Origin of the sequence: Streptomyces antnestii (assembly GCF_004005495.1) — a bacterium.
GTDB lineage: Bacteria > Actinomycetota > Actinomycetes > Streptomycetales > Streptomycetaceae > Streptomyces > Streptomyces antnestii.
This window is the reverse complement of sequence record NZ_RZYA01000005.1, coordinates 358,993-383,394: the sequence shown is the minus strand read 5'-3', so window position 1 is coordinate 383,394 and position 24,402 is coordinate 358,993. Positions and strand designations below refer to the sequence as shown.

Genomic DNA, 24,402 nt, shown 5'->3' with positions numbered 1-24,402 from the left:
GGCGGTGCTGAGAGTGCTACTGCTCGCCGGCCGGAGCGGTCCGCTTGACGCCGAGCAGCACGGCGTCGCGGCCGTCCTCTTCCACGAGCTGGACCTTGACCGTCTCCCGCAGCGACGTGGGGAGGTTCTTGCCGACGTAGTCGGCGCGAATGGGGAGTTCGCGGTGGCCGCGGTCGACGAGGACCGCGAGCTGCACGGCGCGGGGGCGCCCGGTGTCGTTCAGGGCGTCGAGGGCGGCGCGGATGGTGCGGCCGGAGAAGAGCACGTCGTCGACGAGGACGACGAGGCGGCCGTCGATGCCGTCGGCGGGGATGTCGGTGCGGGCCAGCGCGCGCGGCGGGTGCATGCGCAGGTCGTCGCGGTACATGGTGATGTCGAGGGAGCCGACGGGGATCTTCCGTCCGGTGATCTCTTCGAGCTTGTCCGCGAGCCGGCGGGCCAGGAAGACGCCGCGGGTGGGAATGCCCAGGAGCACGACGTCTTCGGCGCCCTTGGCGCGCTCGACGATCTCGTGAGCGATGCGGGTCAGTACCCGCGCGATGTCGGGGCCCTCGAGTACGGGGCGTGCCTCATCGGAGTTGCTGATGTCCATAAAAAACGGACCCCCTTCTCCGCCTCACGGGACGGACCTTAAAGGACGTCGGATTTGCGCCCTCCACGCTACCAGGCCCGCAACGCCGCCGATCACCCCCCTGGAGGTGCGCCGGACAGCGTTCCGAGGGAAGGTCGGTACGGACCATTCGGCTTGACGCAGCCAAGTAACGCTGCGTAACCTCACAGTGAGTTACCAGCCACGCGGCGGAGCCGCACGTTGATACAGCGTCCGGGAGCTATATGTCCAGCGAATACGCCAAACAGCTCGGGGCCAAGCTCCGGGCCATCCGCACCCAGCAGGGCCTTTCCCTCCATGGTGTCGAGGAGAAGTCCCAGGGACGCTGGAAGGCGGTCGTGGTCGGTTCGTACGAGCGCGGCGACCGTGCCGTGACCGTGCAGCGCCTCGCAGAGCTGGCGGACTTCTACGGGGTGCCGGTGCAGGAGCTCCTGCCGGGCACCACGCCGGGCGGCGCCGCCGAGCCCCCGCCGAAGCTCGTCCTCGACCTGGAGCGCCTGGCCCACGTCCCGCCGGAGAAGGCGGGCCCCCTGCAGCGCTACGCGGCGACGATCCAGTCGCAGCGCGGCGACTACAACGGCAAGGTGCTGTCGATCCGCCAGGACGACCTGCGCACCCTCGCCGTCATCTACGACCAGTCGCCCTCGGTCCTCACCGAGCAGCTCATCAGCTGGGGTGTTCTGGACGCCGACGCACGTCGTGCCGTCGCGCACGAAGACCTCTGACGGACGGCGTCCGGCAGCACTCGGCAGAAACGTCACGCCCAAGGGGCGGGCCCGCGTTTTCGCGGCCCGCCCCTTGGGCGTTCCCGCGTCCGGGCAGGCCACAGAGCTGTCTCTGCGCCTCTCTGCAGAAAGACACCGGGCCCGAAGCGGAACATGGTGCGTGTTCCGCTGCGGGCCCGGTGTGCTGTCGCTGCCTGCCGGCTACGCCTCGTCTCGGCGCAGCGTGGGCTTCAGGTCCTTGAAACGGCCGAGGAGCCCGTTGACGAAGGCCGGGGAGTCGTCCGTGGAGAACTCCTTGGCGAGCTGCACAGCCTCGTCGAGCACCACGGCGTCCGGGGTGTCGTCGACCCAGACGAGCTCGTAGGCACCCAGGCGCAGGATGTTGCGGTCCACGACCGGCATCCTGTCCAGGGTCCACCCGACGGCGTACTGCGAGATGAGCTCGTCGATACGCGCGGTCTTCTTCGCGTATCCCTCGACCAGCTCCATCGTGTACTCGCTGACCGGCGGCTGCCGGGTGTCGCTCCGGGAGTGCCGGACCCAGTCCGCGAGGACCGTCAGGACGTCGGCTCCGCGCTGGTCTGCCTCGAAGAGGATCTGGAAGGCGCGCTTGCGGGCCGTGTTGCGAGCAGCCACGGTTAGCTGTTCACCCGGCCGAGGTAGTCGCTCGTGCGGGTGTCGACCTTGATCTTCTCGCCGGTGGTGATGAAGAGCGGCACCTGGATCTGGTGGCCGGTCTCCAGCGTTGCGGGCTTGGTGCCACCGGTGGAGCGGTCGCCCTGGACGCCCGGCTCGGTCTCCTGGACGACGAGCTCGACGGCGGCCGGCAGCTCGACGAAGAGCACCTCGCCCTCGTGCTGCGCGACGGAGGCGGTGAAGCCCTCGATCAGGAAGTTGGCGGCGTCACCGACGGCCTTGCGGTCGACCATGAGCTGGTCGTAGGTCTCCATGTCCATGAAGACGAAGTACTCGCCGTCCATGTAGGAGAACTGCATGTCGCGCTTGTCGATCGTGGCCGTCTCGACCTTGACGCCGGCGTTGAAGGTCTTGTCGACGACCTTCCCGGACAGCACGTTCTTGAGCTTGGTGCGCACAAAGGCAGGGCCCTTGCCGGGCTTGACGTGCTGGAACTCGACGACGGACCAGAGCTGGCCCCCGTCGAGCTTGAGCACCAGGCCGTTCTTGAGGTCGTTCGTGGAAGCCACGGTTGCGGAATCTCCTGGACTGACGATGGACGACCCCGGTCGCGCGCGCCGTTACAGCGCGAGCAGTTCCTTGGTCGTGATGGTGAGTAGCTCGGGTCCGCCGTCCGCCTCGGGGCGCACGACGAGCGTGTCATCGATCCTGACACCGCCCCGGCCCGGAAGGTGGACCCCCGGTTCGACGGTGACCGGCACGCAAGCGTCCAGTTTACCCATGGCCGCGGGGGCCAGCTGCGGCTCCTCGTCGATTTCCAGTCCCACACCGTGTCCGGTGACCTGCGCGAGGCCTTCCGCGTACCCGGCGGAGTCCAGTACGTGGCGTGCCGCGCGGTCCACCTCGCGGCACTCGGCGCCGGGTGCGAGGCTCTCCCGGCCCGCCCTCTGGGCTGCGAAGACCAGGTCGTACAGGTCGATCTGCCAGTCCGCGGGCGACGTCCCGATGACGAACGTACGGCCGATCTCGCAGCGGTAGCCGCGGTAGGCGGCGCCGAGGCAGACCGAGAGGAAGTCACCCTCTTCGACGCGGCGATCGGTGGGGCGATGGGAGCCGCGGCCCGAGTTCGGGCCGGTGCCGACGGAGGTCGGGAAGGCGGGGCCGTCGGCTCCGTGGTCGACGAGGCGGCGCTCCAGCTCCAGGGCGAGATGGCGTTCGGTGCGTCCCACGAGAATCGATTCGAGGAGTTCGCCGAGGGCCTGGTCGGCGATCTCCGCGGCGATGCGCAGACAGGAGATCTCCTCCTCGTCCTTGACGAGCCGCAGCTGTTCGACACCGGCCCCGAGGTCGGTCAGGCGCAGCCGGGGCGCCACGGAACCCAGTGCCCGGTGCCGGGCGACGGTCAGGTGGTGCTCCTCGACGGCGAGCGAATCCGCGCCGAAGGAGAGCGCGACGTCGGCGGCGGCGACGGCGGGGTCCCCGCCGGGCGCGTCCAGCACCTGGATCCGCAGCGCCTCGTCGGGCCGTCCGTCGGCGGGCTGGTCACCGGGCGGCCGCCCGCACAGCAGGACGTCACCTTCGGCGCCGGGGCCCTTGCCGAGCAGGAGTACGGCGCCGTGAGGGGCCGCACCCGCGAGATAGCGAACGTTGGCGGGGCGCGAGACGAGGACGGCCGCACTGCCGCCCGCCGCAGCGCGCTCCCTCAGCCGGTCCCTACGGGCCGCGTACACCTCTGCCATGAACCGAGCCTACGAGCGGCGGCGCGACCCGGCCGGTTCAGCGCGTCCGGACGGGCGGCGAGGACGTCGGGGCGGGGCGCCGGTGACGGCGGCCCGCTACCACTGGGGCGGGCTCGCGATCGAGCGGGCGAGGACGTCGTCGAGGACGCGGGCCGTGGTGGGCACGTCCATCTGGGAGTTGTCGATGATGGGCAGGCCGGAGCCGTACCAGCCGGCCATGCGGCCGTGGATGCGGGCGACCTCCTCGTCCGTGAGGCGGCGGTTCCCGCTGCGCTCCGCGTTCCGCTCGAGGACGATCTCCAGACCGGGGAGCAGCACCACGGGCAGCAGTCCCGGGCCCACGTGCCGCTTCCAGCCCCCGAGGCCGACGACGGGGCGGTCGGGGAAGACGGCGTCGTCGAGGACGCACGAGATCCCGTTGGCCAGGAAGTTCCGCGCGGCGAAGCCGCAGGTGCGGCGGGCGAGGCGGTACTGCGCCTCGGAGTGGTCGTTCCACCCGGACTGCGGGTCGGCGAAGCCGGAGCGGACCCATTCGCGTACGTCGTCGAGGCTGATGTGGGCCGTGGGGACGCGGCGCTGCTCGGCCCAGTACTTGGCGACGCTCGTCTTGCCCGCGCCGGCGGGGCCGATGAGGAGCACGGCGAGTGTCGTGGCGGTGGCGTCGGCGGTGCCCGCGGTGGGTGGCGGGCTCGGCATGGCGACGGGGCCGCCGGGCGGCAGCTGCACATGGCCCGTGGTGTCCCGCGAGGGCGGCGGGGGCGCGTGCTGGGGGACGCCCGGGTGCGGGGGCTGATGGTGCTGGGGCTGCGCGTGCGGGGGCTGCGACGGCTGCGCGTGGGGGGCGGGCGCGGGCGGTGGCGGGGCGTGCGGCGCGGGGCCGGGCGGGACGGCGAAGCCCGGGGCGGGCGGCGGTGGTGGCGGGCCCACCGGTCCGGGGCCCGGGTGATGCGCGGCCTGGGACCAGCCGGCGGCCGGTCCGTGCCCCGGCTGAGGGGGCTGCGGCAGCGGCGACCCCACTGCGTGCTGCATCCGGTGCGACTCCGTCTCGTACAGGCAACTGGCGCCGGCGAACAAGGCGCTACCGAACGGTACCTGCCCCGGCCGCCGTTGTGTGAACGGCCGGGGAGGTCACGAAGTGCCCGAGGACGGGACCTATTCGGCGACTTCGCCGTACGCCGCGAGGAGCACGGCTGGGTCGGGTCCTTCGAGGACCGTGGGCTTGCCGAGGCCGTCGAGGACGATGAACCGCAGCAGGTTGCCGCGGGACTTCTTGTCGACCTTCATGTTCTCCACGAGCTTGGGCCACTGGTCGTAGCGGTAGCTCAGGGGAAGGCCCACGGACTCCAGGACGGTGCGGTGCCGGTCGGCCGTCGCGTCGTCCAACCGCCCGGCGAGACGGCCGAGTTCGGCGGCGAAGTGCATGCCGACGGAGACGGCGGCGCCGTGCCGCCACTTGTACCGCTCGTTCTTCTCGATGGCGTGCGCCAGCGTGTGCCCGTAGTTGAGGATCTCGCGCCGGCCCGCCTCCTTGAGGTCGCCGGAGACGACCTCGGCCTTGACCCGGATGGAGCGCTCGATGAGCTCGGCGGTGTGCCGGCCCTGCGGGGAGCGCGCCGCCTCGGGGTCGGACTCGATCAGGTCGAGGATCACCGGGTCGGCGATGAAGCCGGCCTTGATGATCTCGGCGAGCCCGGACACGAAGTCGTTGACCGGAAGCGAGTCGAGGGCCGCGAGGTCGCACAGGACACCGGCCGGCGGGTGGAACGAGCCGACGAGGTTCTTGCCCTCGGCGGTGTTGATCCCCGTCTTGCCGCCGACCGCCGCGTCCACCATGGCGAGCACGGTGGTCGGTACGGCGATCCAGCGCACACCGCGCAGCCACGTCGCGGCCACGAACCCGGCGAGGTCCGTGGTCGCCCCGCCGCCCACCCCGACGATGACGTCGCTGCGGGTGAAGCCGGACTGGCCGAGCGCCTTCCAGCAGTAGGCGGCGACCTCGGCGGTCTTGGCCTCCTCCGCGTTGGGCACCTGGATGGCGACGGCCTCGAAGCCCTGCTCGGCGAGGTCGGCGCGCAGCGCGTCACCGGTCTCGGCGAGCGCCTCGGGGTGGATGATCGCGACGCGCTGGACGGACTTGCCGATCAGGCCGCCGAGTTCACCGAGGAGCTGCCGCCCGACGAGGACCTCGTACGGGTCGGTACCGGCCGTACCGCCGACCTGGATCCGGGTCACCTGCTGCTCGGTCATGCTTCCTTCAACTCCAGGGCGTCGAGGACCGCGCGGGCGACCTCTTCGGGGGTGCGGTCGTCGGTGGGTACGACGACACGGGCGACTTCGGTGTACAGGTGCCGGCGTGCCTCCATCAGCTCGCGCCACTGACGGCGCGGGTTGACGGCGAGGAGCGGCCGGGCGGTGTTCAGACCGGTGCGCTTGACGGCCTCCTCGACGTCCATCGACAGATAGACGACGGGGTGCGGGGCGACCAGCGCGCGCGTCGACTCGTCGAGGATCGCGCCCCCGCCGAGTGCGAGCACCCCGGTGTGCTCCGCGACGGCCGCACGCACGGCCTGCCGCTCCAGTTCGCGGAAGGCGGGCTCGCCGTCGTCCACAAAGATGTCCGCGATGCTGCGGCCCTGGGCGGCCACGATGTCCGCGTCGGTGTCCCGGAAGGCGCAGCCGAGCCACTCGGCGAGCAGTTCGCCCACCGTGGACTTGCCGACGCCCATCGGGCCGACGAGCACGACCTGCGGGCCGGTCACCGGATCTGCAGGTGGTCGAGGTACGACTGCACGTTGCGCGCGGTCTCTGCGACGTTGTCGCCGCCGAACTTCTCGGCGACGGCGTCGGCGAGGACGAGCGCGACCATGGCCTCGGCGACGATGCCGGCGGCCGGGACCGCGCACACGTCGGAGCGCTGGTGGTGGGCCTTCGCGGCCTCGCCCGTCGCCACGTCGATGGTGGCGAGGGCGCGCGGCACGGTCGCGATCGGCTTCATCGCGGCGCGTACGCGCAGCAGCTCGCCGGTGGTGAGGCCGCCCTCGGTGCCGCCGGAGCGGCCGGAGGTGCGCTTGATGCCCTCGGGCGTGGTCACGATCTCGTCGTGCGCCTTCGAACCGGGCACGCGGGCCAGCTCGAAGCCGTCGCCGACCTCGACGCCCTTGATGGCCTGGATGCCCATGAGCGCGGCCGCGAGCCGGGCGTCCAGACGCCGGTCCCAGTGCACGTGCGAGCCGAGGCCCACCGGCACGCCGTAGGCGAGGACCTCGACGACGCCGCCGAGGGTGTCGCCGTCCTTGTGGGCCTGGTCGATCTCCGCGACCATCGCCTTCGACGCGTCCGCGTCCAGGCAGCGCACCGGGTCGGCGTCGAGCTTGTCGACGTCGGCCGGGGTCGGGTAGACGCCGTAGGGGGCCTTGGCGCTCGCCAGCTCGGTGACGTGGCTGACGATCTCGATGCCCGCGGTCTCCTTGAGGTAGGAGCGGGCGATCGCGCCGAGCGCGACGCGGGCCGCGGTCTCACGGGCGGAGGCGCGCTCCAGGATCGGCCGGGCCTCGTCGAAGCCGTACTTCTGCATGCCGGCGAGGTCGGCGTGGCCGGGCCGGGGGCGGGTCAGCGGCGCGTTGCGCGCCAGGTCGGCGAGGACCTCGGGGTCGACCGGGTCGGCCGACATGACCTGCTCCCACTTGGGCCACTCGGTGTTGCCCACCATGACCGCGACCGGCGAGCCCATGGTCAGTCCGTGCCGTACACCGCCGAGGAAGGTCACCTCGTCGCGCTCGAACTTCATGCGCGCGCCGCGTCCATAGCCGAGCCGCCGCCGGGCCAGGTGGTCCGCCACCATCTCCGTGGTGATCGGCACGCCGGCGGGAAGACCCTCCAGCGTCGCGACGAGTGCGGGTCCGTGGGACTCCCCCGCGGTCAGCCAGCGCAACCTGCTCAACGGTGCTCCTCTTGCTCGCGCCTCGAACTGCGATGGCGCGGCCGGGTGCGCGGCCCTGGCCCGCCACCTCCGATCCTCCCACGTCCGGGCGCCCGACCCGGCCGCCGGTCCATCAGTCGGACGTCCCGGCGGACACGGCCTCGTCAGCCGGCGAGCGCCCGCTCCCCCGCCTGCCGCATCGCGCCGAGCGGCGCCGGGGCACGTCCGGTCATCTGCTCGACCTGGAGCACGGCCTGGTGCACCAGCAGGTCGAGCCCGCTGACGACGGCCCCGCCGTACGCGGACCAGCGGGCCGCGAGCTGCGTCGGCCACGGGTCGTACAGGACGTCGAAGAGGGTGCCGGGGCGCTCGGGCACCTGGGCGGCGAGGGCGTCGGTGGTGCCAGCCGGGGTCGTGGCGACGACGAGCGGCGCGCCGAAGGCACGGGCCGCGTCGGACCACTGCGCGATCTTCACGTCCACGTCGAGCCGCTCGCCCCACTCCCGCATCTCGGCGGCGCGGGCCTCGCTGCGGACGTACGCGACGATCTCGCCCGCGCAGATCCGCGACAGGGCGGCGAGGGCGGAGGACGCGGTGGCGCCCGCGCCCAGGACGGCGGCGGACTCGACCTTGTCGATGCCGCGCTCGGCGAGGGCGGCGACCATGCCGGGGATGTCGGTGTTGTCGCCGAGCTTTCGCCCGTCGTCCGTGAGGACGACCGTGTTCACGGCCTCGACGGAGGCGGCCGTGTCACTGATCTCGTCGAGCAGCGGGATCACGGCGCGCTTGAGCGGCATGGTGAGCGAGAGCCCCGCCCACTCGGGGCCGAGCGACGCGATGAACGCGGGCAGCGCGGCCTCGTCGACCTCGAAGCGGTCGTAGGACCACTCCGTGAGTCCCAGCTCCTCGTAGGCGGCGCGGTGGAGCACCGGGGAAAGGGAGTGGGCGATGGGCGACCCGAGTACGGCCGCCCTGCGGATTGCTGACATCAGTTCTTCAGTTCTTCCTCGACGCGTTCCACTCGTCGACCAGCTTCTGGTGTTCCGCGTTCGTCCTGGTGAACTTGCTGGTCTTGCCGTCCATCGAGATGAAGTAGTACCAGCCGTCGCTGGTCGGGTCGATGGCGCCCTTCAGAGCTTCCGCACCCGGGTTTCCGATCGGTCCCGGCGGCAGGCCCTTGTAGTAGTACGTGTTGTAGCGGTTGTCGTACTTGCGCAGTTCGGTGAGGCCCAGGTCGATCTTGCTCTGGCCCTTGATGTAGTTGTACGTGGAGTCGAACTCCAGCATTCCGTTCGTCTGCGCGTTGCCGGGCTTGAGACGGTTGTAGACCACTTCGGCCATCTTGCGGAAGTCGTCATGGCTGGTGCCTTCCGCCTGGGCGAGGCTGGCCACCGTGATGAGCTGCCACGGGCTGTCGAGACCGAGGCTCTTGGCCTTCTTCTCGACGCCGGCCTGGTCGTACGTCTGGGTCGCCCGCGACACCATCTGCTTGAGGATCGTTTCGGGCTTTCCGCCCTTGGCGACGCCGTAACTCGACGGGTAGAGGAACCCTTCGAGCGGGTCCTTCACATTCGGGTGGTTCTCGGCCCACGAAGGCAGTCCGAGGTTTTTGTAGTCCTCTTTCGCGACCTTTTGCGTGGTGCCTTGGGAGACCCCGAGGCGCTTGTCGATCTGCGCGTAGACCCACGCGTTCCGGCGGCCTTCGGCGATGATCAGGTTGTTCCGGCTCTTCGGGCTGAGCATCAGCTCGACCGCACTCCGGGCCGACATTTCCTTTTCGAGCGTGTATCCGCCGTCCTGAATGGACTTGCCGCGCGGATTCTGTTCCTGCGCCGAAACGAAGGCGTCCACGCTCTTGATGACGCCGGCGTCCTTCAGGCGCTGCCCGATGACATAACCGCCCGCGCCCGGGGGAATGTCGACAGTCACCTTCTCGCCGTTCCCGGAGCCCGCGAAGTCCGGCGCCGCACCGAAACGGTTTTGGTAGAACTGGTAGCCGAAATAGCCGACCCCGCCGACGCCACCCGCGAAGATCACGGTGAGCACCAGGCAGGCGCATCCGCTGCGCCGCTTCTTGGGCTTCTTGCCGCCCCGGCCGCGCCGGCCATCCCGGTCGCGCGGGTCGTCGTGGTCGTCGTCCCCGTCGTCATCGCCGCCACCGGCGAAGAACGCGTGTTCCCCCTGGTCGGGTCCCGGGTCCCAGCCCGTCTCGGGCTCGGGCTCGGCCGCGGGCCGGCGCCGGCCCGGCGGCTCCGGCGGCGGGTACGCGTCGGGGGCGCCGTACAGATCCGGCTGCTCACCGCCGTACGCGGCCTGCTGCTGACCGCCGTAGGGGTCCACCGGGTCGGCGCCGTACGGGACATGGCCGTGACCCCCGTTGTCCCAGCCGCCCCCCTGCGGCTGGGCGCCGTACTGCTGGCCGCCCCCGTACTGCTGCTGCCCGTAGGGGTCGTGCTGACCGGTGCCCCAGTTGCCGCCGTACTGCTGCGGCTGCTGTCCCTGCTGCTGCGGGTGCTGCTGCTGTCCCTGCTGAGGGTGCTGCGGCTGCTGAGGGTGGTACTGCCCCTGGCCGCCGTAAGCAGACTGGCCGTCGGCGGCCTGCTGCCCCCACCCCTGGTCCCCGTACAACGGGTCCTCGGGATGCCACGGTTCGGAGCCAGGGCCCCGGCCATACTCAGTCATCGATCCCCTACAAGCCGCGAGGCGGCGGCCGCGTCTGAGTGGAGGGCAACCGGTCCGCCTCTTGATGCTGTGCGGCAGCTGTTCGAACGCCGCCGATCGCGCGGAACGTTACCGTATCGCGATCAGATGACCACTTCGACGCCCTCGCCCGGAGCTTTACCTGACGTCCGTTCGGACTCCAGGGCCTGCTGGAGGATGATGACGGCGGCCGCCTGGTCGATGACAGACCGGCCCTTTTTGGACTTCACGCCCGAGGCGCGCAGCCCCTGGCTGGCCGTCACTGTGGTCATCCTCTCGTCGAGGAGTCTCACCGATACCGGGGCGATTCCGGCAGCCAACTCCTGTGCGAAGGCACGGACCTTGGCCGCGGCCGGGCCCTCGCCCCCCTTGAGGGAGCGAGGGAGGCCGACGACGACCTCGATCGGCTCGTACTCCTCGACGAGTTGTCTCAGCCGCCGGTGGGCGGCCGGGACGTCGCGTCCCGGCACGGTCTCCACCGGAGTGGCGAGGATCCCGTCGGGGTCGCACGAGGCGACCCCGATCCGGGCGTCCCCGACGTCGATCGCAAGGCGGCGGCCGCGTCGCATCAGGCGGTTTCCCCGACGAGCCGCTCGATCGCGACGATGGCGTCACCGATGGCGGCCGGGTTCTGGCCGCCGCCCTGGGCGACGTCCGGCTTGCCGCCACCGCCGCCGCCGAGGGTCTTGGCGGCCGTGCGGACGAGGTCACCGGCCTTGAGACCGCGCTCGCGAGCCGCCTCGTTCGTGGCGATGACCGTGAGCGGCTTGCCGTTGACCGTGGTGAACAGGGCGACCACGGCGGGGCGTCCGCCCTGGATGCGGCCGCGCACGTCGAGGACGAGCTTGCGCAGGTCGTCGGCGCCCGTGCCGTCCGGGACCTGGCCGGTGACGAGCGCGACCCCGCGCACGTCGATGGCGCCGGTGGCGAGACCGGCGGCGGCCTGGAGGACCTTCTCCGCGCGGAACTTCTCGATCTCCTTCTCGGCGTCCTTCAGCTTGCCGAGCATGGCGGCGATCTTCTCCGGCAGCTCCTCGGAACGGCCCTTGACCAGCTCCTGGAGCTGGGCGACGACCGTGTGCTCACGGGCGAGGAAGTTGTACGCGTCGACGCCGACCAGGGCCTCGATGCGGCGCACGCCCGAGCCGATGGACGACTCGCCGAGCAGCTTCACCAGGCCGAGCTGGGCGGTGTTGTGGACGTGCGTACCGCCGCACAGCTCCTTGGAGAAGTCGCCGATGGTGACGACGCGGACGCGCTCGCCGTACTTCTCGCCGAACTCGGCGATGGCGCCCTGCTTCTTGGCGTCGTCGATGCTCATGACCTCGGCCTGGACGTCCAGTTCGCGGGTCAGCACCTCGTTGATCTTCTGCTCGACGTCCGTCATCACGGCCGTGGGCACGGCGGACGGCGAACCGAAGTCGAAGCGGAAGCGGCCCGGCTGGTTCTCCGAGCCGGCCTGGGCGGCCGTCGGGCCGAGGGCGTCACGCAGCGCCTGGTGGGTGAGGTGCGTGGCGGAGTGGGCGCGGGCGATGGCGCGGCGGCGGGCCACGTCGATGACGGCCTGGGCCGTGGCGCCGACGGTCACCTCGCCGACCTGGACGACGCCCTTGTGGACGTAGACGCCCGGCACCGGCTTCTGGCAGTCGCGGACCTCGATGACCGCGCCGTTGTCCAGCTTGATGCGGCCGGTGTCGCCGATCTGGCCGCCGCCCTCGGCGTAGAACGGCGTGCGGTCGAGGACGACCTCGACCTCGTCGCCCTCGGAGGCGGCGGGGGACGAGACGCCGTCGACCAGGAGGCCGACGATCGTGGACTCGCCGTCGGTCGACGTGTAGCCGATGAAGTCGGTGGCACCGGCGGCGTCCGCGATCTCGCGGTAGGCCCCGACGTTGGCGTGGCCGGTCTTCTTGGCCTGGGCGTCGGCCTTGGCGCGCTCCCGCTGCTCCTTCATCAGGCGCCGGAAGCCGTCCTCGTCCACGGAAAGGCCCTGTTCGGCGGCCATTTCGAGAGTGAGGTCGATCGGGAAGCCCCAGGTGTCGTGGAGCAGGAACGCCTTGTCGCCGGCGAGGACGGTGCCGCCCTTGGCCTTGGTCTCGGTGACGGCGGTGTCGAGGATGTTCGTGCCGCCCTTGAGGGCCTTGAGGAAGGCGGCCTCTTCGGCGAGGGCGACGGTCTCGATGCGCTTGCGGTCGGTGATGAGCTCCGGGTACTGCTGGCCCATCGTGTCGATCACGACGTCGACGAGGTCCTTGACGACCGGACCGGTGGCGCCCATGAGGCGCATGTTGCGGATGGCGCGGCGCATGATGCGGCGCAGGACGTAGCCACGGCCCTCGTTGCCGGGGGTGACGCCGTCGCCGATGAGCATCACGGAGGTGCGCATGTGGTCGGCGACCACGCGCATCGCGACGTCGGTGGTGTGCTTGTCGCCGTACTGGACGCCGGTGAGCTCGGTGGCCTTGTCCATGACGACGCGCAGGGTGTCCGTCTCGTACATGTTCTGTACGCCCTGCAGGATCATGGCGAGGCGCTCGAGGCCGAGACCCGTGTCGATGTTCTTCGACGGCAGGTCGCCGAGGATCTCGAAGTCCTCCTTGCCGATGCCGGCGCCGCGCTCGTACTGCATGAAGACCAGGTTCCAGATCTCCACGTACCGCTCGTCGTTGACGGCCGGGCCGCCCTCGACGCCGAACTCGGGGCCGCGGTCGTAGTTGATCTCGGAACACGGGCCGCAGGGGCCGGGGACGCCCATGGACCAGAAGTTGTCCTTCTTGCCCAGGCGCTGGATGCGCTCCTTGGGGACGCCGACGACCTCGTGCCAGATGCGCTCGGCCTCGTCGTCGTCGAGGTAGACGGTGATCCAGAGCTTCTCGGGCTCGAGGCCGTAGCCACCGTCCGCCACGGAGCTGGTGAGCAGCTCCCAGGCGTACTTGATGGCGCCTTCCTTGAAGTAGTCGCCGAACGAGAAGTTGCCGCACATCTGGAAGAACGTGCCGTGGCGGGTGGTCTTGCCGACCTCTTCGATGTCCGGCGTACGCACGCACTTCTGCACGCTGGTGGCGCGCGGGGCGGGCGGCTTGACCTCGCCGAGGAAGTACGGCTTGAACGGGACCATGCCCGCGGGGACGAGCAGCAGAGTCGGGTCGTCCGCGATGAGCGACGCCGAGGGCACGACCTTGTGGCCACGCTCCTCGAAGAAGCTCAGCCAGCGGCGGCGGATTTCAGCCGACTCCATCAGTGGTCCTCATTCCGGTTGTACGAGTACGTCGTGTTGTCGAGGTACTTGGCGTGCTTGGTGTGTGGCGTGTTGGTGTTCTCGATGGCCGAGAAGCGGCGCTGCGCGGGCAGTTCGGCGTCGACCGGGGCGCTGAGTCCCAGTGCGTCGCCGAGTTCGGCCTCGCGTTCGGCCATGCCGTTACGGACGTCGAGCGCGAAGTCCTTGAGGCGGTGGCCCGCTTCGATCGCCTTGTTGGCGGCCTGCGCGGCGAGGCTCTCCGGCGTCAGCTTCTTCAGCTTGCGGTTGACCTTGGTGGTGGCCCACACGCCGGCGGCTGCGCCCGCGGTGAACCAGAACGTACGGCGGAACATCGCTGCGTCAGTCCCTCTTATTCCGGTTATTCCGCTGGGCCTGCTTGCCGCGCCGCGCCGACGGGACGGTGCGGCCCACGATCACGGTACGGCGGGACGGCTTCGCAGGCTCGTCGGCCGCGGGGGTCCCCGTGGACTTGCGTCCGATCGCCCGGCGCACGCCGTAGCCGAACGCGGCCACCTTGACGAGCGGGCCCCCGAAGGTGGAGGCGACGGTGGAGGACAGCGCCGACGCGTTCGACGTGACTTCCTGGACGTCGGACGCGATGGCGTCGACCCGGTCGATCTGCGTCTGCGCGGACCGCACGGCCGCGGAGGCGTCGGCGAGCAGCGGCACCGCCTGCTCGGTCACGTCCGCGACAAGGCGGGTGGTCGCCCTGAGCGTCTGGGCCAGCCTCGCCAGAGCCACCGCGAGGAAGGAGACCAGGATCGCCCAGAAGACGGCCACCAGGATCCCGGCAACCTCTCCACCGGACACGTAGCACCGCTTCCTGAACATCGGACACATCGAGCACATCGAACACGTCAAACACACTGCAGAAAATCGTTCCCCGAGCCTATCGCGCCGGGGTCCGCGCTCCGTACCGGATTACCCCTCACCCCGGCCGGACTTGCCCGAACCGATTGTACGGACTGCTTACGCGTGAGTACGCTCCGTACCTCATGCGACGCGAACAGCGCCCGGCCGACAGGTCCGAGGGGTTTCCCCCGCCCGGCAGCCTCCCCCTCGAGCTCAACCGTTTCGTCGGCCGTACCGCCGAACTCGCGGACCTGACGCGGACCCTCGGCGGGGCGCGCCTGGTCACGGTGACGGGGGCGGGCGGTGTCGGCAAGTCCCGGTTCGCGGCGCGGGCGGCGGCGGTGGCGGCGGACACCCTGGAGTGCGACGGCGTGCGACGCCTTGATCTCGCCACCGTGCGTGAGGCGGACCTGGTCGAGTACGCACTCGCCGCGGCCCTCGACCTGACCGATCACACGAGCCGCCCGCCGCGCGACGTCCTGCTCGGCCATCTCGCGCGGCGCCAACTCCTGCTCGTCGTCGACGGGTTCGAGCACCTCGTCGACACGTGCGCGGCCCTCGTGCGGGAACTCCTCGGCGCCGCCCCGGGCCTGCGGATCCTCGCGGTGGGTCGCCGGCCTCTCGGTGTCGAGGGTGAGCGCGTCTTCCCGCTGGCGCCGCTCGCGACCGCGGACGCGGTGGAGCTCTTCGCGGACCGGGCCGCCGCGCTGCTGCCCGGCTTCGCACTCGACGACGGCAACCGCGAGGACGTCGTCGAGGTGTGCCGGCGGCTCGACTGTCTGCCGCTGGCGGTGGAACTGGCGGCGGGGCGGTTGCGGGCGCTGTCGCCCGCGGATCTGCTCGGGCGGCTCGACGACCGGTTCCGGCTGCTCACGGGCGGCACTCGCGGGGCGCTGCCGCGCCATCAGACGCTGCGCACGGCGATCGGCTGGAGCCATGAGCTGTGCACGGCGGAGGAACGGCTGCTGTGGGCGCGGCTCTCGGTGTTCTCCGGCCGGTTCGACCTGGACGCGGCGGAATACATCTGCGGTGGGGACGGGCTGCACGCCGACGCGGTTCTCGATGTGCTCTCCGAGCTGATCGCGCAGTCCGTGGTGGTCCGCGAGGAGGCGGACTCGGTGGTGCGCTACCGGATGCTCGACACGGTCCGGGCGTACGGGGCGGACTGGCTGGAGGCGTCGGGCGACAGCGGGCGGATGGGGCGCAGGCACCGCGACTGGTACATGGGCCTCGCCACGTGGTGCGAGCTGGACTGGTTCTCGCCGCGGCAGGCCGAGGTGGCGGCGCGGATCGCGCTGGAGCTGCCGAATCTGCGGGCCGTCCTGGAGTTCTGCCTGACGGAGCCGGGCGAGACGCATCTGGGGCAGTACCTCGCGGGCACGCTGTGGTTCTTCTGGGCGGGCTGCGGCCGGCTGTCCGAGGGGCGGCACTGGCTGGAGCGCAGTGTGGAGCTCGACGCGGAGAGCGTCGAGGGCGACTACGCCCGGTCCCGGCTGAAGGCCCTGTGGGTGCTCGGCTATGTGGCGATCCTCCAGGGCGACACGATTCCCGCACTCGGCGCGCTCCAGGAGTGCCGCGACGAGGCGGAACGTATCGGCGACGCCACGGCGGCCGCCTACGCGGTGCACCGCACGGGCTGTCTGGCCCTCGTCACGGACGACATGCCGCGCGCCGAGGAGCTGCTGCGCACGGCGCTCGCCTCGTACCGGGAGGTCGGTGAGCTGAACAGCGGCGTGCTGATGGGTCAGGTCGAGCTGGCGATGGCCGTGGCGTTCCAGGGGGATCTGGCCGGGGCGGTCGAGCTGTGCGAGGACGTGCGCCTTGTCTGCGAGGACCACGGCGAACGCTGGACGCTGGCGTACGCGCTGTATGTCCTGGCGTACGCGGAGTGGACCAGGGGAGATCTGGCGCGGGCGCGGCAGCTGCTGCGCGAGTGCCTCGTCATCGGGGACACGTTCGACGACCTGTTGGGCACGGTGCTGTCGATCGAGCTGCTGGCCCTTGTCACCGTGACGGAGGGGGACGCGGGCGAGGCCGCGCTGCTCCAGGGGGCGGCGGGCCGGATCTGGCCGTCGGTGGGGCTGCCGCTGTTCGGTTCGGCGTACTACAACGCCCCGCACGAGCGGTGTGCGGCGGACGCGCGCGCGATGCTCGGGGACGCCCGGTTCGAGATGTTCGTGGAGGCCGGTGCGCGCCTGGAGCCCGGGGAGGCCGTCGAGCGGGCTCTCGGCCGGGGCGCCGCGTCCCGGCCGGCGGCCGTGCCGTCGCCACGTCCGGCGCATCAGACCCCACAAACGCGCGAACCCGCCGCTTCCCCGACCGTGCAGGGCGGGGAAGCGGCGGGCTGAAACGCAGGTGGTGCTACGTCCGCTGAATGATCAGCGAGCGTAGTACTCGACGACGAGCTGCTCGTCGCAGATCACGGGGATCTCCTTGCGGTTCGGGTCACGGTCCAGACGGAAGGCCAGGGCCTTCAGGTTGACCTGGAGGTAACGCGGGATCTCGCCGTCGGGGGCGAAGCCACCCTCACGCGCGACCTGGAACAGCGGCTTCTCGCGGCTGCGCTCGCGGACCATCACGACGTCGTCGGGACGGACACGGTACGACGGCTTGTCGACCTTGCCACCGTTGACCTCGATGTGGCCGTGAACGACCATCTGGCGGGCCTGGTAGATCGTGCGGGCGATGCCCGAACGCAGAACCAGGGCGTCGAGACGACGCTCCAGCTCGATGACCAGGGCCTCACCGGTCTTGAGCTGCGTCTTGGCGGCACGCTCGTAGGCGCGGACGAGCTGGCGCTCGGACACGTCGTACTGCGCGCGCAGACGCTGCTTCTCGAGCAGACGGACCTTGTAGTCCGAGTTCTGCTTGCGGCCGCGGCCGTGCTCGCCCGGCGGGTAGGGGCGGGCCTCGAAGTACTTGACGGCCTTCGGGGTCAGCGCGATACCGAGGGCACGCGACTTCTTGACCTTGGGGCGGGACTGGTTCGTCATGAACCAAACACCTCATTGTTCTGTGTGGATACGGCTTCACCAGGGTTAAGGGAGGTCGCATCCGCAGCCGGGGAAACCCGCCTTGTCCTCGCGGACGGGCAGGCAGCCGCTCCCTGGTCTGGGCACATACGTGCAGCACGCGAGTGGCCCACCGGCCGCTTCCCGGAGTCCGGGACGGTGGTGGGCTGCCCGCGACACCTATCGACGGTGCGCGACGCTCCTGGATCCCCCATGCCTTACGGCGCCGGGGCTCCGGCTGCATGTCCCGCTCTGGTGGTGCCGGCCGAGGCCGGACGCGAGACGCAGCGCTCCGGAAAGTTTACAGGCTGCGGAACGGTGCCGCGGACCGGGGTACGCGCCCTGAAGAAGCGCGGGCCGAGGTTAGCGCACTCAGCCCCCGTTGTCGCCCCGCAACCGCTCCCGTACCCGCTCCACCACATCCGCGTACCGCGCCTCGCCCCCATACCGAGTCGGCTCGTAGTACCGCCGCCCGGCAATCGCGTCCGGCGCGTACTGCTGGGCCGCGATGCCGCCGGGAACGTCGTGCGGATACACGTACCCCTGCGCGTGGCCCAGCTTGGCCGCGCCCTTGTAGTGGCCATCACGCAAGTGGGCCGGGACCGGGCCGGCAAGACCCTTGCGTACGTCTTCCATGGCGGCGCCGATCGCCGTCGTAGCCGAGTTCGACTTGGGGGCCAGCGCGAGGGCGATGGTGGCGTGGCTGAGGGTGAGCGCGGCCTCCGGGAAGCCGATCATGGCCACGGCCTGGGCCGCCGCGACGGCCGTGGGCAGCGCGGTCGGGTCGGCGAGGCCGATGTCCTCGCTCGCGGAGATCATCAGGCGGCGGGCGATGAAGCGGGGGTCCTCGCCTGCCTCGATCATGCGGGCCAGATAGTGCAGCGCCGCGTCCACGTCGGAGCCGCGGATGGACTTGATGAGGGCGCTCGCGACGTCGTAGTGCTGGTCGCCGTCCCGGTCGTACTTGACCGCGGCACGGTCGACGGACTCCTCCAGGGTCTGGAGGGTGATCTCCTTCTCCTGCTTGGCGAGGGCCGAGCCCGCGCCCGCCTCCAGTGCGGTCAGCGCCCGGCGCGCGTCGCCGCCCGCGATGCGCAGCAGGTGGTCCTCGGCCTCGCCCAGGAGCGTGACCGCGCCCCCGAGGCCGCGCTCCTCGCTGAGGGCCCGCCGGAGCAGGGCGCGCAGGTCGTCGTCCGTGAGGGATTCGAGGGTGAGGAGCAGGGAGCGGGACAGGAGCGGGGAGATGATCGAGAAGTACGGGTTCTCCGTGGTCGCCGCGATCAGGGTGACCCAGCGGTTCTCCACGGCGGGCAGGAGGGAGTCCTGCTGGGCCTTGCTGAAGCGGTGGATCTCGTCCAGGAAGAGGACGGTCTCCTTGCCGTGGCCACCGAGGGCGCGGCGCGCTCCGTCGATGACGGCCCGTACTTCCTTGACGCCCGCGGTGATCGCGGAGAGCTCCACGAAGCGCTTGTTCGTCGCCTTGGAGACGACGTACGCGAGGGTCGTCTTGCCGATGCCGGGCGGGCCCCAGAGGATCACCGACGATGGGCCGGCGGGGCCGCCGCCGGCCTCCCCCACGAGGCGGCGCAGGGGTGAGCCCGGCTTCAGCAGGTGCTGCTGGCCGACGACTTCGTCGAGGGTGCGCGGGCGCATCCGGACGGCCAGGGGACTGCTGGACGGGTCCTTTTCCTGGCGGTCTTCGGCTGCGGCGGTGAACAGGTCGGGCTCCACGTCGAAAACCCTATGTCACCCCACTGACAATCCGTCCCGGGCGGCCGGACGAGCGGGCTCAGCTGGTCCAGAAGTCCCACCAGCGCGTCAGGATCAGCATCCCGATGATCCCGACGTGCACGACCGGCAGCACCCATGTGAACTCGCCGAAGAAGGAACGGAGCCAGGACGGCGCGGGCAGGAATCCCTTGCGCACGTTGAACGACGTCACGTACCAGAACATGACGATCGTGGCGACCCACGCGAGGCAGCACCACAGGCACAGCGAGTTGATCCGGTACAGCGACTGGAACTGGAGCCACGTGCAGAATCCGACGCCGAACAGCGTGCCCGCGTTGAACGTCAGCCAGTGCCAGCGCGGGAAGCGGGCCCGGCCCAGCAGGCTCATCCCCACGCAGATCACGACCGCGTAGGCCGCGAGCCCCAGCATCGGATTGGGGAACCCGAAGGCCGAGGCCTGCGCGCTCTTCATGATGTTCCCGCAGGACACCACCGGGTTCAGGCTGCAGCCCGGCGTGAAGTTCGGGTTCTCCAGGAGCTTGAACTTGTCGATCGTGATGACCCATGCCGCGAGCAGACCCGCCGCACCGGTGATCACCAGAAGCAGCGCGAGACCGAGGGATCCGCCCTCGCTGCGGAACGTGCCCGCTCCGTCGCCGGTGGAGGCGCTGCCGCTAGTCGTGGTCGTCTCGCTCATCACGCCGTTCCGTCACTTGTAGGGGTGGCCCGCTGGCTGGTTCATTGTGCCGCAGATGGTGCGCCGACTTCCGGGAGAGGCCCCAACTGCCGTACATCGCACGGCAGTTGAGGCACCCTACCCAAATAGTGTCGGACGTCGACTAGGCCAGCTTCGTCTTCAGTACGACGACGATCTCGTCCACCGCGACCGCGTCCTGCTCGCCCGTCTCCATGTCCTTCAGCTGCACGACGCCCTCGGCGAGGTCCCGCTCGCCGGCGACGATCGTGAAGCGGGCGCCGCTGCGGTTCGCGTTCTTCATCGCGCCCTTGAGGCCCTTGCCGCCGTAGCTGAAGTCGGCGGCGACGCCGGCCTTGCGCAGCTCGGTGACCTTGGCGAAGAGGACGCGGCGCGCCTCCTCGCCGAGCGGCACCGCGAACACGCTGGTGCCGGCCGGGATGTCGAGCTCGATGCCCTCGGCCTCGAGCGCGAGCACCGTGCGGTCGACGCCGAGCGCCCAGCCGACGGACGGCAGCGAGGGGCCGCCGATCATCTCGGAGAGGCCGTCGTAGCGGCCGCCGCCACCCACCGCGGACTGCGAGCCGAGGCCGTCGTGCACGAACTCGAAGGTTGTGCGCGTGTAGTAGTCGAGGCCGCGGACCAGCTTCTCGTCGTCCTCGTAGGCGACGCCCTCGGCGGTCAGGAGCTCGCGGACCTGCTCGTGGTACGCCTTGCAGCCGTCACACAGGTAGTCACGCAGCGAGGGGGCGCCGACGAGCTGCTTCTGGACCTCGGGGCGCTTGTCGTCGAGGACCCGCAGCGGGTTGATCTCGGCGCGGCGCAGGGTGTCCTCGTCGAGGTCGAGGCCGCGCAGGAAGTCCTGGAGCGCGGCGCGGTAGACGGGGCGGCACTCCTTGTCGCCCAGCGAGTTCAGCAGGATGCGGAAGTCGCGCAGGCCCAGGGAGCGGTACGCCTGGTCGGCCAGGATGATCAGCTCGGCGTCGAGGGCCGGGTCCTCGGCGCCGATCGCCTCGGCGCCGACCTGCGAGAAGTGGCGGTAGCGGCCCTTCTGGGGGCGCTCGTAGCGGTAGTACGAGCCCGAGTACCAGAGCTTGACGGGCAGGTTGCCGGCCTTGTGGAGGTTGGCCTCCAGGGCGGCGCGCAGCACGGACGCGGTGCCCTCGGGGCGCAGGGCGAGCCTGTCGCCGCCCTTGGTCTCGAAGGCGTACATCTCCTTGGTGACGATGTCCGTCGACTCACCGACACCGCGCGCGAACAGCTCGACGTTCTCGAAGCCGGGGGTCTCGACGTAGCCGTAGCCGGAGTTCTTCAGGGGCGTGGAGATGGCGTCGCGCACCGCGAGGTACTTCGCGGAGTCGGGGGGAAGCAGGTCGTACGTGCCCTTGGGGGCCTGAAAGGTGCTCACGGAAGTCTCTCGTCACATTCCTCGTCGGGGAGCCTCGAAGGAGGATCCCTGGCCGGCGGCCACCTGCCGCAGATACGGGTTGGTGGCGCGCTCCTGGCCGATGGTCGTCTGGGAGCCGTGCCCGGAGAGCACCACGGTCGAGTCGTCGAGCGGCAGGCACACGCGTGCCAGCGATTCGAGCATGTCGTCCATGGAGCCACCGGGCAGATCGGTGCGTCCGATGGAGCCGGCGAAGAGCAGATCCCCGGAGAAGAACACGGACGGTACGTCCGCGCTCTCGGGCATCCGGAACGCCACCGACCCCTTGGTATGACCGGGCGCGTGCGACACGGTCAGGTCGAGGCCCGCCAGCTTCAGGTCGGCGCCGTCGGTCAGCTCCCGCACGTCGTCGGGCTCCCCCACGGTCAGCTCGCCCATCAGCGGCATGCCGATGGAGCGGCCGAGCGCCTTCTCCGGGTCGGTCATCATGTAGCGGTCGGAGGGGTGGATCCACGCCGGGACGTCATGGGCCCCGCACACGGGGACGACGGAGGCGACGTGGTCGATGTGGCCGTGCGTGAGGATGACCGCGACCGGCTTGAGCCGATGCTTCTTGAGCGCGTCCTCGACTCCCTGGGTGGCCTGGTGGCCGGGGTCGATGATCACGCACTCCTCACCCGCGGCGGGGGCAACCAGGTAACAGTTGGTGCCCCAGGCCCCGGCGGGGAACCCGGCAATCAGCACGATCGTCCTTCGTATGTCGTCCGGCGGAAGTGTGTCCGCAGAAGAATGCGGCAGATCAGAGCCTACCGGCGCTGCCGATTCCACAGCTAACCCATATACGGTACGGGGCACCAACCAACGGCCCGCAGGCAAGGTCACGAGACGTACGAGGAGTAGACCCGGTGGTCAGCAACGATCAGCGGCGGCGGCAGCTCGCCCGGGAGAAGTTCTTGCGGCAGCAGCAGCGGCGGGAGTCGGCGCGGCGCAAGGCGCGTATGCGTAACACGGTCATCGCGTCGGTGCTGGCCGTGGTCGTGGTGGGCGGCGCCGGCGCGTTCGCGGCCGGGGCCTTCGACGGCAAGGACACCAAGGACTCCGCGGGCGCGAAGCCGAGCGCGAGCCCGTCCGCGTCCAAGGCCGCCGACCCGTGCGAGAAGCCCGCGGCGGGCACGGCGAAGTCGCTCAGCTGGAAGAAGGAGCCGGCGCTCACCATCGACAGGTCGGCGGGCTACACGATGAACCTGGCGACGACGTGCGGCGACATCGGTGTCGACCTGAAGACGAAGCAGGCCCCGCACACGGTGAACTCCTTCGCCTTCCTCGCCGGCAAGGGCTTCTTCGACCACACCAAGTGCCACCGGCTCACCACCAACGGCATCTACGTGCTGCAGTGCGGCGACCCGAAGGGCACCGGCGCGGGCGGCCCGGGCTACACGATCCCGGACGAGAACCTGAAGGACAAAAGCCTGAAGGGGAACGTGTATCCGGCGGGCACCGTCGCGATGGCGAACACGGGCCAGAAGCACACCGGCGGCAGCCAGTTCTTCCTCGTCTACCAGGACAGTCAGTTGCCGCCGAGCTACACACCGTTCGGGACCATTTCCGATTCCGGCATGAAGGTGCTCAAGAAGATCGCCGCCGCTGGTGAGAGCACCGGCCAGGGCGACGGCGCCCCGAACGCCACCGTCGTCATCAACAAGGCGACCGTGACGAAATCCTGACCGCCCGCGGTGAAATTTCGGTCGCGCGGGATGCGGACAGCCGCCCCGCCGGTCGCCTATGTTGGCCGTGACGAAACTGTGGACGATGCCCGGGGCCCCAAGGCGCCTCGCGGGCATCATGTGGAGGAGGCGCTGTGAGCAGCGACCCGTGGGGCCGCGTCGACGAGACGGGGACCGTGTACGTGCGTTCGGCCGACGGCAGCGAGCGTGAAGTCGGTTCTTGGCAGGCAGGTTCTCCTGATGAGGCCCTTGCCTACTTCAAGCGCAAGTACGACGGTCTCGTCGTCGAGATCGGGCTCCTCGAGCGCCGGGTGCAGACGACCGACCTGTCGGCCAAGGACGCCACGACCGCCATCGAGCACCTGCGCGAGCAGGTGACAGATGCGCATGCCGTGGGTGATCTGGAGGCTCTGGGCAAGCGCCTGGACAAGCTCGTCGAGACCGTCGAGTCGCGCCGCGAGGAGCGCAAGGTCCAGAAGGCGAAGCAGTCCGACGAGGCGCGGCACGCCAAGGAGGCCCTGGTCACCGAGGCGGAGGAGCTCGCCCAGAGCGAGCAGTGGCGCGCGGCCGGTGAGCGGCTGCGGGCGCTCGTGGACACGTGGAAGGGCCTGCCGCGGCTCGACCGCAAGTCGGACGACGAGCTGTGGCACCGCTTCTCGCACGCGCGCTCGGCGTTCTCGAAGCGCCGCAAGGCGCACTTCGCGTCGCTGGACGCGCAGCGCGAGGACGCCCGCCAGGCCAAGGAGAAGCTGGTCGCCGAGGCGGAGGCCCTGTCGGGCTCGACGGACTGGGGGGCCACGGCCGCCCGGTACCGCGAGCTGATGACGGAGTGGAAGGCCGCGGGCCGCGCCCAGCGCGAGCACGAGGACGACCTGTGGAACCGCTTCCGCGGCGCCCAGGACGTGTTCTTCGCGGCGCGCAGCTCCGTCTTCGCCGAGCGGGACGCCGAGCAGGGCGAGAACCTCAAGCTCAAGGAGGAGCTGGCCGACGAGGCCGAGAAGCTCCTGCCGATCGGGGACCTGAAGACGGCCCGTGCCGCCTTCCGCTCGATCAACGAGCGCTGGGAGGCCATCGGCCATGTGCCGCGCGACGCGCGTCCCAAGGTCGAGGGCCGTATGCACGCCGTGGAGCGGGCCGTGCAGGAGTCCGAGGAAGCCGAGTGGCGCCGGACGAACCCGGAGGCACGCGCGCGTGCCGAGGGGCTCACCGGTCAGCTGCAGGCCGCGGTCGACAAGCTGCGGGGCCAGATCGACACGGCCCGCGCGCAGGGCAACAACGCGAGGGCCGACAAGCTGGAGCGTGAGCTCGAAGGCCGCCAGGCACTGCTCGACCAGGCGCTGAAGGGCCTGCACGAGTTCGGCGGCTAGACGCTTCGCGCTGCGCTGAGCTGGATGTGAGTGGGGCCCGGACTTGGT

At 70.6% G+C, this 24,402-nt stretch carries 23 protein-coding genes; 4 read left to right on the top strand and 19 right to left on the bottom strand.

What is annotated here, in order from left to right; all coding sequences use genetic code 11:
• Positions 1-16: 16 nt before the first annotated feature.
• Positions 17-592 carry a bifunctional pyr operon transcriptional regulator/uracil phosphoribosyltransferase PyrR gene (pyrR, locus tag EOT10_RS14255; RefSeq protein ID WP_127828533.1) on the bottom strand — a complete coding sequence of 192 codons (576 nt, stop codon included), beginning with the start codon at positions 590-592 and terminating at the stop codon, positions 17-19.
• Between the two features lie 242 nt (positions 593-834).
• Between pyrR and bldD the strand changes: the two genes are divergently transcribed.
• Positions 835-1,335: a transcriptional regulator BldD gene (bldD, locus tag EOT10_RS14250; protein WP_127828532.1), complete on the top strand. Its 501-nt coding sequence runs from the start codon at positions 835-837 to the stop codon at positions 1,333-1,335.
• 201 nt (positions 1,336-1,536) lie between these two features.
• Here bldD and nusB read toward each other — a convergent pair whose 3' ends face one another.
• From nusB to EOT10_RS14185, 13 genes are all read right to left on the bottom strand, one after another.
• Positions 1,537-1,971, bottom strand: coding sequence for a transcription antitermination factor NusB (gene nusB / locus EOT10_RS14245; protein ID WP_127828531.1), 435 nt, complete (start codon positions 1,969-1,971; stop codon positions 1,537-1,539).
• A gap of 2 nt (positions 1,972-1,973) precedes the next feature.
• Positions 1,974-2,540, bottom strand: coding sequence for an elongation factor P (efp, locus tag EOT10_RS14240; RefSeq protein ID WP_127828530.1), 567 nt, complete (start codon positions 2,538-2,540; stop codon positions 1,974-1,976).
• A 51-nt stretch (positions 2,541-2,591) separates the two neighbouring features.
• On the bottom strand, positions 2,592-3,710 hold the full coding sequence (locus tag EOT10_RS14235; protein ID WP_127828529.1) for an aminopeptidase P family protein: 1,119 nt from the start codon (positions 3,708-3,710) through the stop codon (positions 2,592-2,594).
• 96 nt (positions 3,711-3,806) lie between these two features.
• Positions 3,807-4,739: an AAA family ATPase gene (locus tag EOT10_RS14230; protein ID WP_127828528.1), complete on the bottom strand. Its 933-nt coding sequence runs from the start codon at positions 4,737-4,739 to the stop codon at positions 3,807-3,809.
• A gap of 123 nt (positions 4,740-4,862) precedes the next feature.
• Positions 4,863-5,957: a 3-dehydroquinate synthase gene (gene aroB, locus EOT10_RS14225; RefSeq protein WP_127828527.1), complete on the bottom strand. Its 1,095-nt coding sequence runs from the start codon at positions 5,955-5,957 to the stop codon at positions 4,863-4,865.
• Positions 5,954-6,469, bottom strand: a complete 516-nt coding sequence (locus EOT10_RS14220) for a shikimate kinase (RefSeq protein ID WP_317617340.1) — start codon at positions 6,467-6,469, stop codon at positions 5,954-5,956. The genes aroB and EOT10_RS14220 overlap by 4 nt, the downstream gene beginning before the upstream one ends.
• The gene (gene aroC / locus EOT10_RS14215) at positions 6,466-7,650 is read right to left on the bottom strand and encodes a chorismate synthase (protein ID WP_127828526.1); all 1,185 of its coding nucleotides are present in this window, start codon (positions 7,648-7,650) and stop codon (positions 6,466-6,468) included. Before aroC ends, EOT10_RS14220 begins: the two co-directional genes overlap by 4 nt.
• Positions 7,651-7,793: 143 nt before the next feature.
• Positions 7,794-8,618, bottom strand: coding sequence for a shikimate dehydrogenase (locus tag EOT10_RS14210; RefSeq protein WP_127828525.1), 825 nt, complete (start codon positions 8,616-8,618; stop codon positions 7,794-7,796).
• A 7-nt stretch (positions 8,619-8,625) separates the two neighbouring features.
• Positions 8,626-10,311: an endolytic transglycosylase MltG gene (gene mltG, locus EOT10_RS14205; RefSeq protein ID WP_189491548.1), complete on the bottom strand. Its 1,686-nt coding sequence runs from the start codon at positions 10,309-10,311 to the stop codon at positions 8,626-8,628.
• A 122-nt stretch (positions 10,312-10,433) separates the two neighbouring features.
• On the bottom strand, positions 10,434-10,898 hold the full coding sequence (gene ruvX / locus EOT10_RS14200) for a Holliday junction resolvase RuvX (RefSeq protein WP_127828524.1): 465 nt from the start codon (positions 10,896-10,898) through the stop codon (positions 10,434-10,436).
• Positions 10,898-13,567 carry an alanine--tRNA ligase gene (alaS, locus tag EOT10_RS14195; protein WP_127828523.1) on the bottom strand — a complete coding sequence of 890 codons (2,670 nt, stop codon included), beginning with the start codon at positions 13,565-13,567 and terminating at the stop codon, positions 10,898-10,900. The genes ruvX and alaS overlap by 1 nt, the downstream gene beginning before the upstream one ends.
• Positions 13,567-13,920: a DUF6167 family protein gene (locus EOT10_RS14190; RefSeq protein ID WP_127828522.1), complete on the bottom strand. Its 354-nt coding sequence runs from the start codon at positions 13,918-13,920 to the stop codon at positions 13,567-13,569. Before EOT10_RS14190 ends, alaS begins: the two co-directional genes overlap by 1 nt.
• 7 nt (positions 13,921-13,927) lie before the next feature.
• A complete protein-coding gene (locus tag EOT10_RS14185; protein WP_223280967.1) occupies positions 13,928-14,419 on the bottom strand; it encodes a DUF948 domain-containing protein in 492 nt (163 codons plus the stop codon).
• A 164-nt stretch (positions 14,420-14,583) separates the two neighbouring features.
• Here EOT10_RS14185 and EOT10_RS14180 point away from each other — a divergent pair, with 164 nt between their 5' ends.
• Positions 14,584-16,788, top strand: coding sequence for an ATP-binding protein (locus EOT10_RS14180; protein ID WP_127828521.1), 2,205 nt, complete (start codon positions 14,584-14,586; stop codon positions 16,786-16,788).
• A 30-nt stretch (positions 16,789-16,818) separates the two neighbouring features.
• On the opposite strand, the gene rpsD is transcribed toward EOT10_RS14180, so the two are convergent.
• From rpsD to EOT10_RS14155, 5 genes are all read right to left on the bottom strand, one after another.
• Positions 16,819-17,433 (bottom strand): 30S ribosomal protein S4, encoded by a 615-nt coding sequence (gene rpsD, locus EOT10_RS14175; RefSeq protein ID WP_100597404.1) that lies wholly within the window; start codon positions 17,431-17,433, stop codon positions 16,819-16,821.
• 390 nt (positions 17,434-17,823) lie between these two features.
• Positions 17,824-19,182, bottom strand: a complete 1,359-nt coding sequence (locus EOT10_RS14170; RefSeq protein WP_127828520.1) for a replication-associated recombination protein A — start codon at positions 19,180-19,182, stop codon at positions 17,824-17,826.
• A 58-nt stretch (positions 19,183-19,240) separates the two neighbouring features.
• The gene (locus EOT10_RS14165; protein WP_127828519.1) at positions 19,241-19,879 is read right to left on the bottom strand and encodes a vitamin K epoxide reductase family protein; all 639 of its coding nucleotides are present in this window, start codon (positions 19,877-19,879) and stop codon (positions 19,241-19,243) included.
• Positions 19,880-20,021: 142 nt separating this feature from the next.
• Entirely contained in the window at positions 20,022-21,284 is a 1,263-nt protein-coding gene (hisS, locus tag EOT10_RS14160; protein ID WP_127828518.1) for a histidine--tRNA ligase, read from the bottom strand.
• Positions 21,285-21,296: 12 nt separating this feature from the next.
• Positions 21,297-22,007, bottom strand: coding sequence for an MBL fold metallo-hydrolase (locus EOT10_RS14155; RefSeq protein ID WP_127828517.1), 711 nt, complete (start codon positions 22,005-22,007; stop codon positions 21,297-21,299).
• 161 nt (positions 22,008-22,168) lie between these two features.
• On the opposite strand from EOT10_RS14155, the gene EOT10_RS14150 reads away from it, so the two are divergent.
• On the top strand, positions 22,169-22,987 hold the full coding sequence (locus EOT10_RS14150; protein WP_127828516.1) for a peptidylprolyl isomerase: 819 nt from the start codon (positions 22,169-22,171) through the stop codon (positions 22,985-22,987).
• Positions 22,988-23,121: 134 nt separating this feature from the next.
• The gene (locus EOT10_RS14145) at positions 23,122-24,354 is read left to right on the top strand and encodes a DUF349 domain-containing protein (RefSeq protein WP_127828515.1); all 1,233 of its coding nucleotides are present in this window, start codon (positions 23,122-23,124) and stop codon (positions 24,352-24,354) included.
• Positions 24,355-24,402 lie beyond the last annotated feature (48 nt).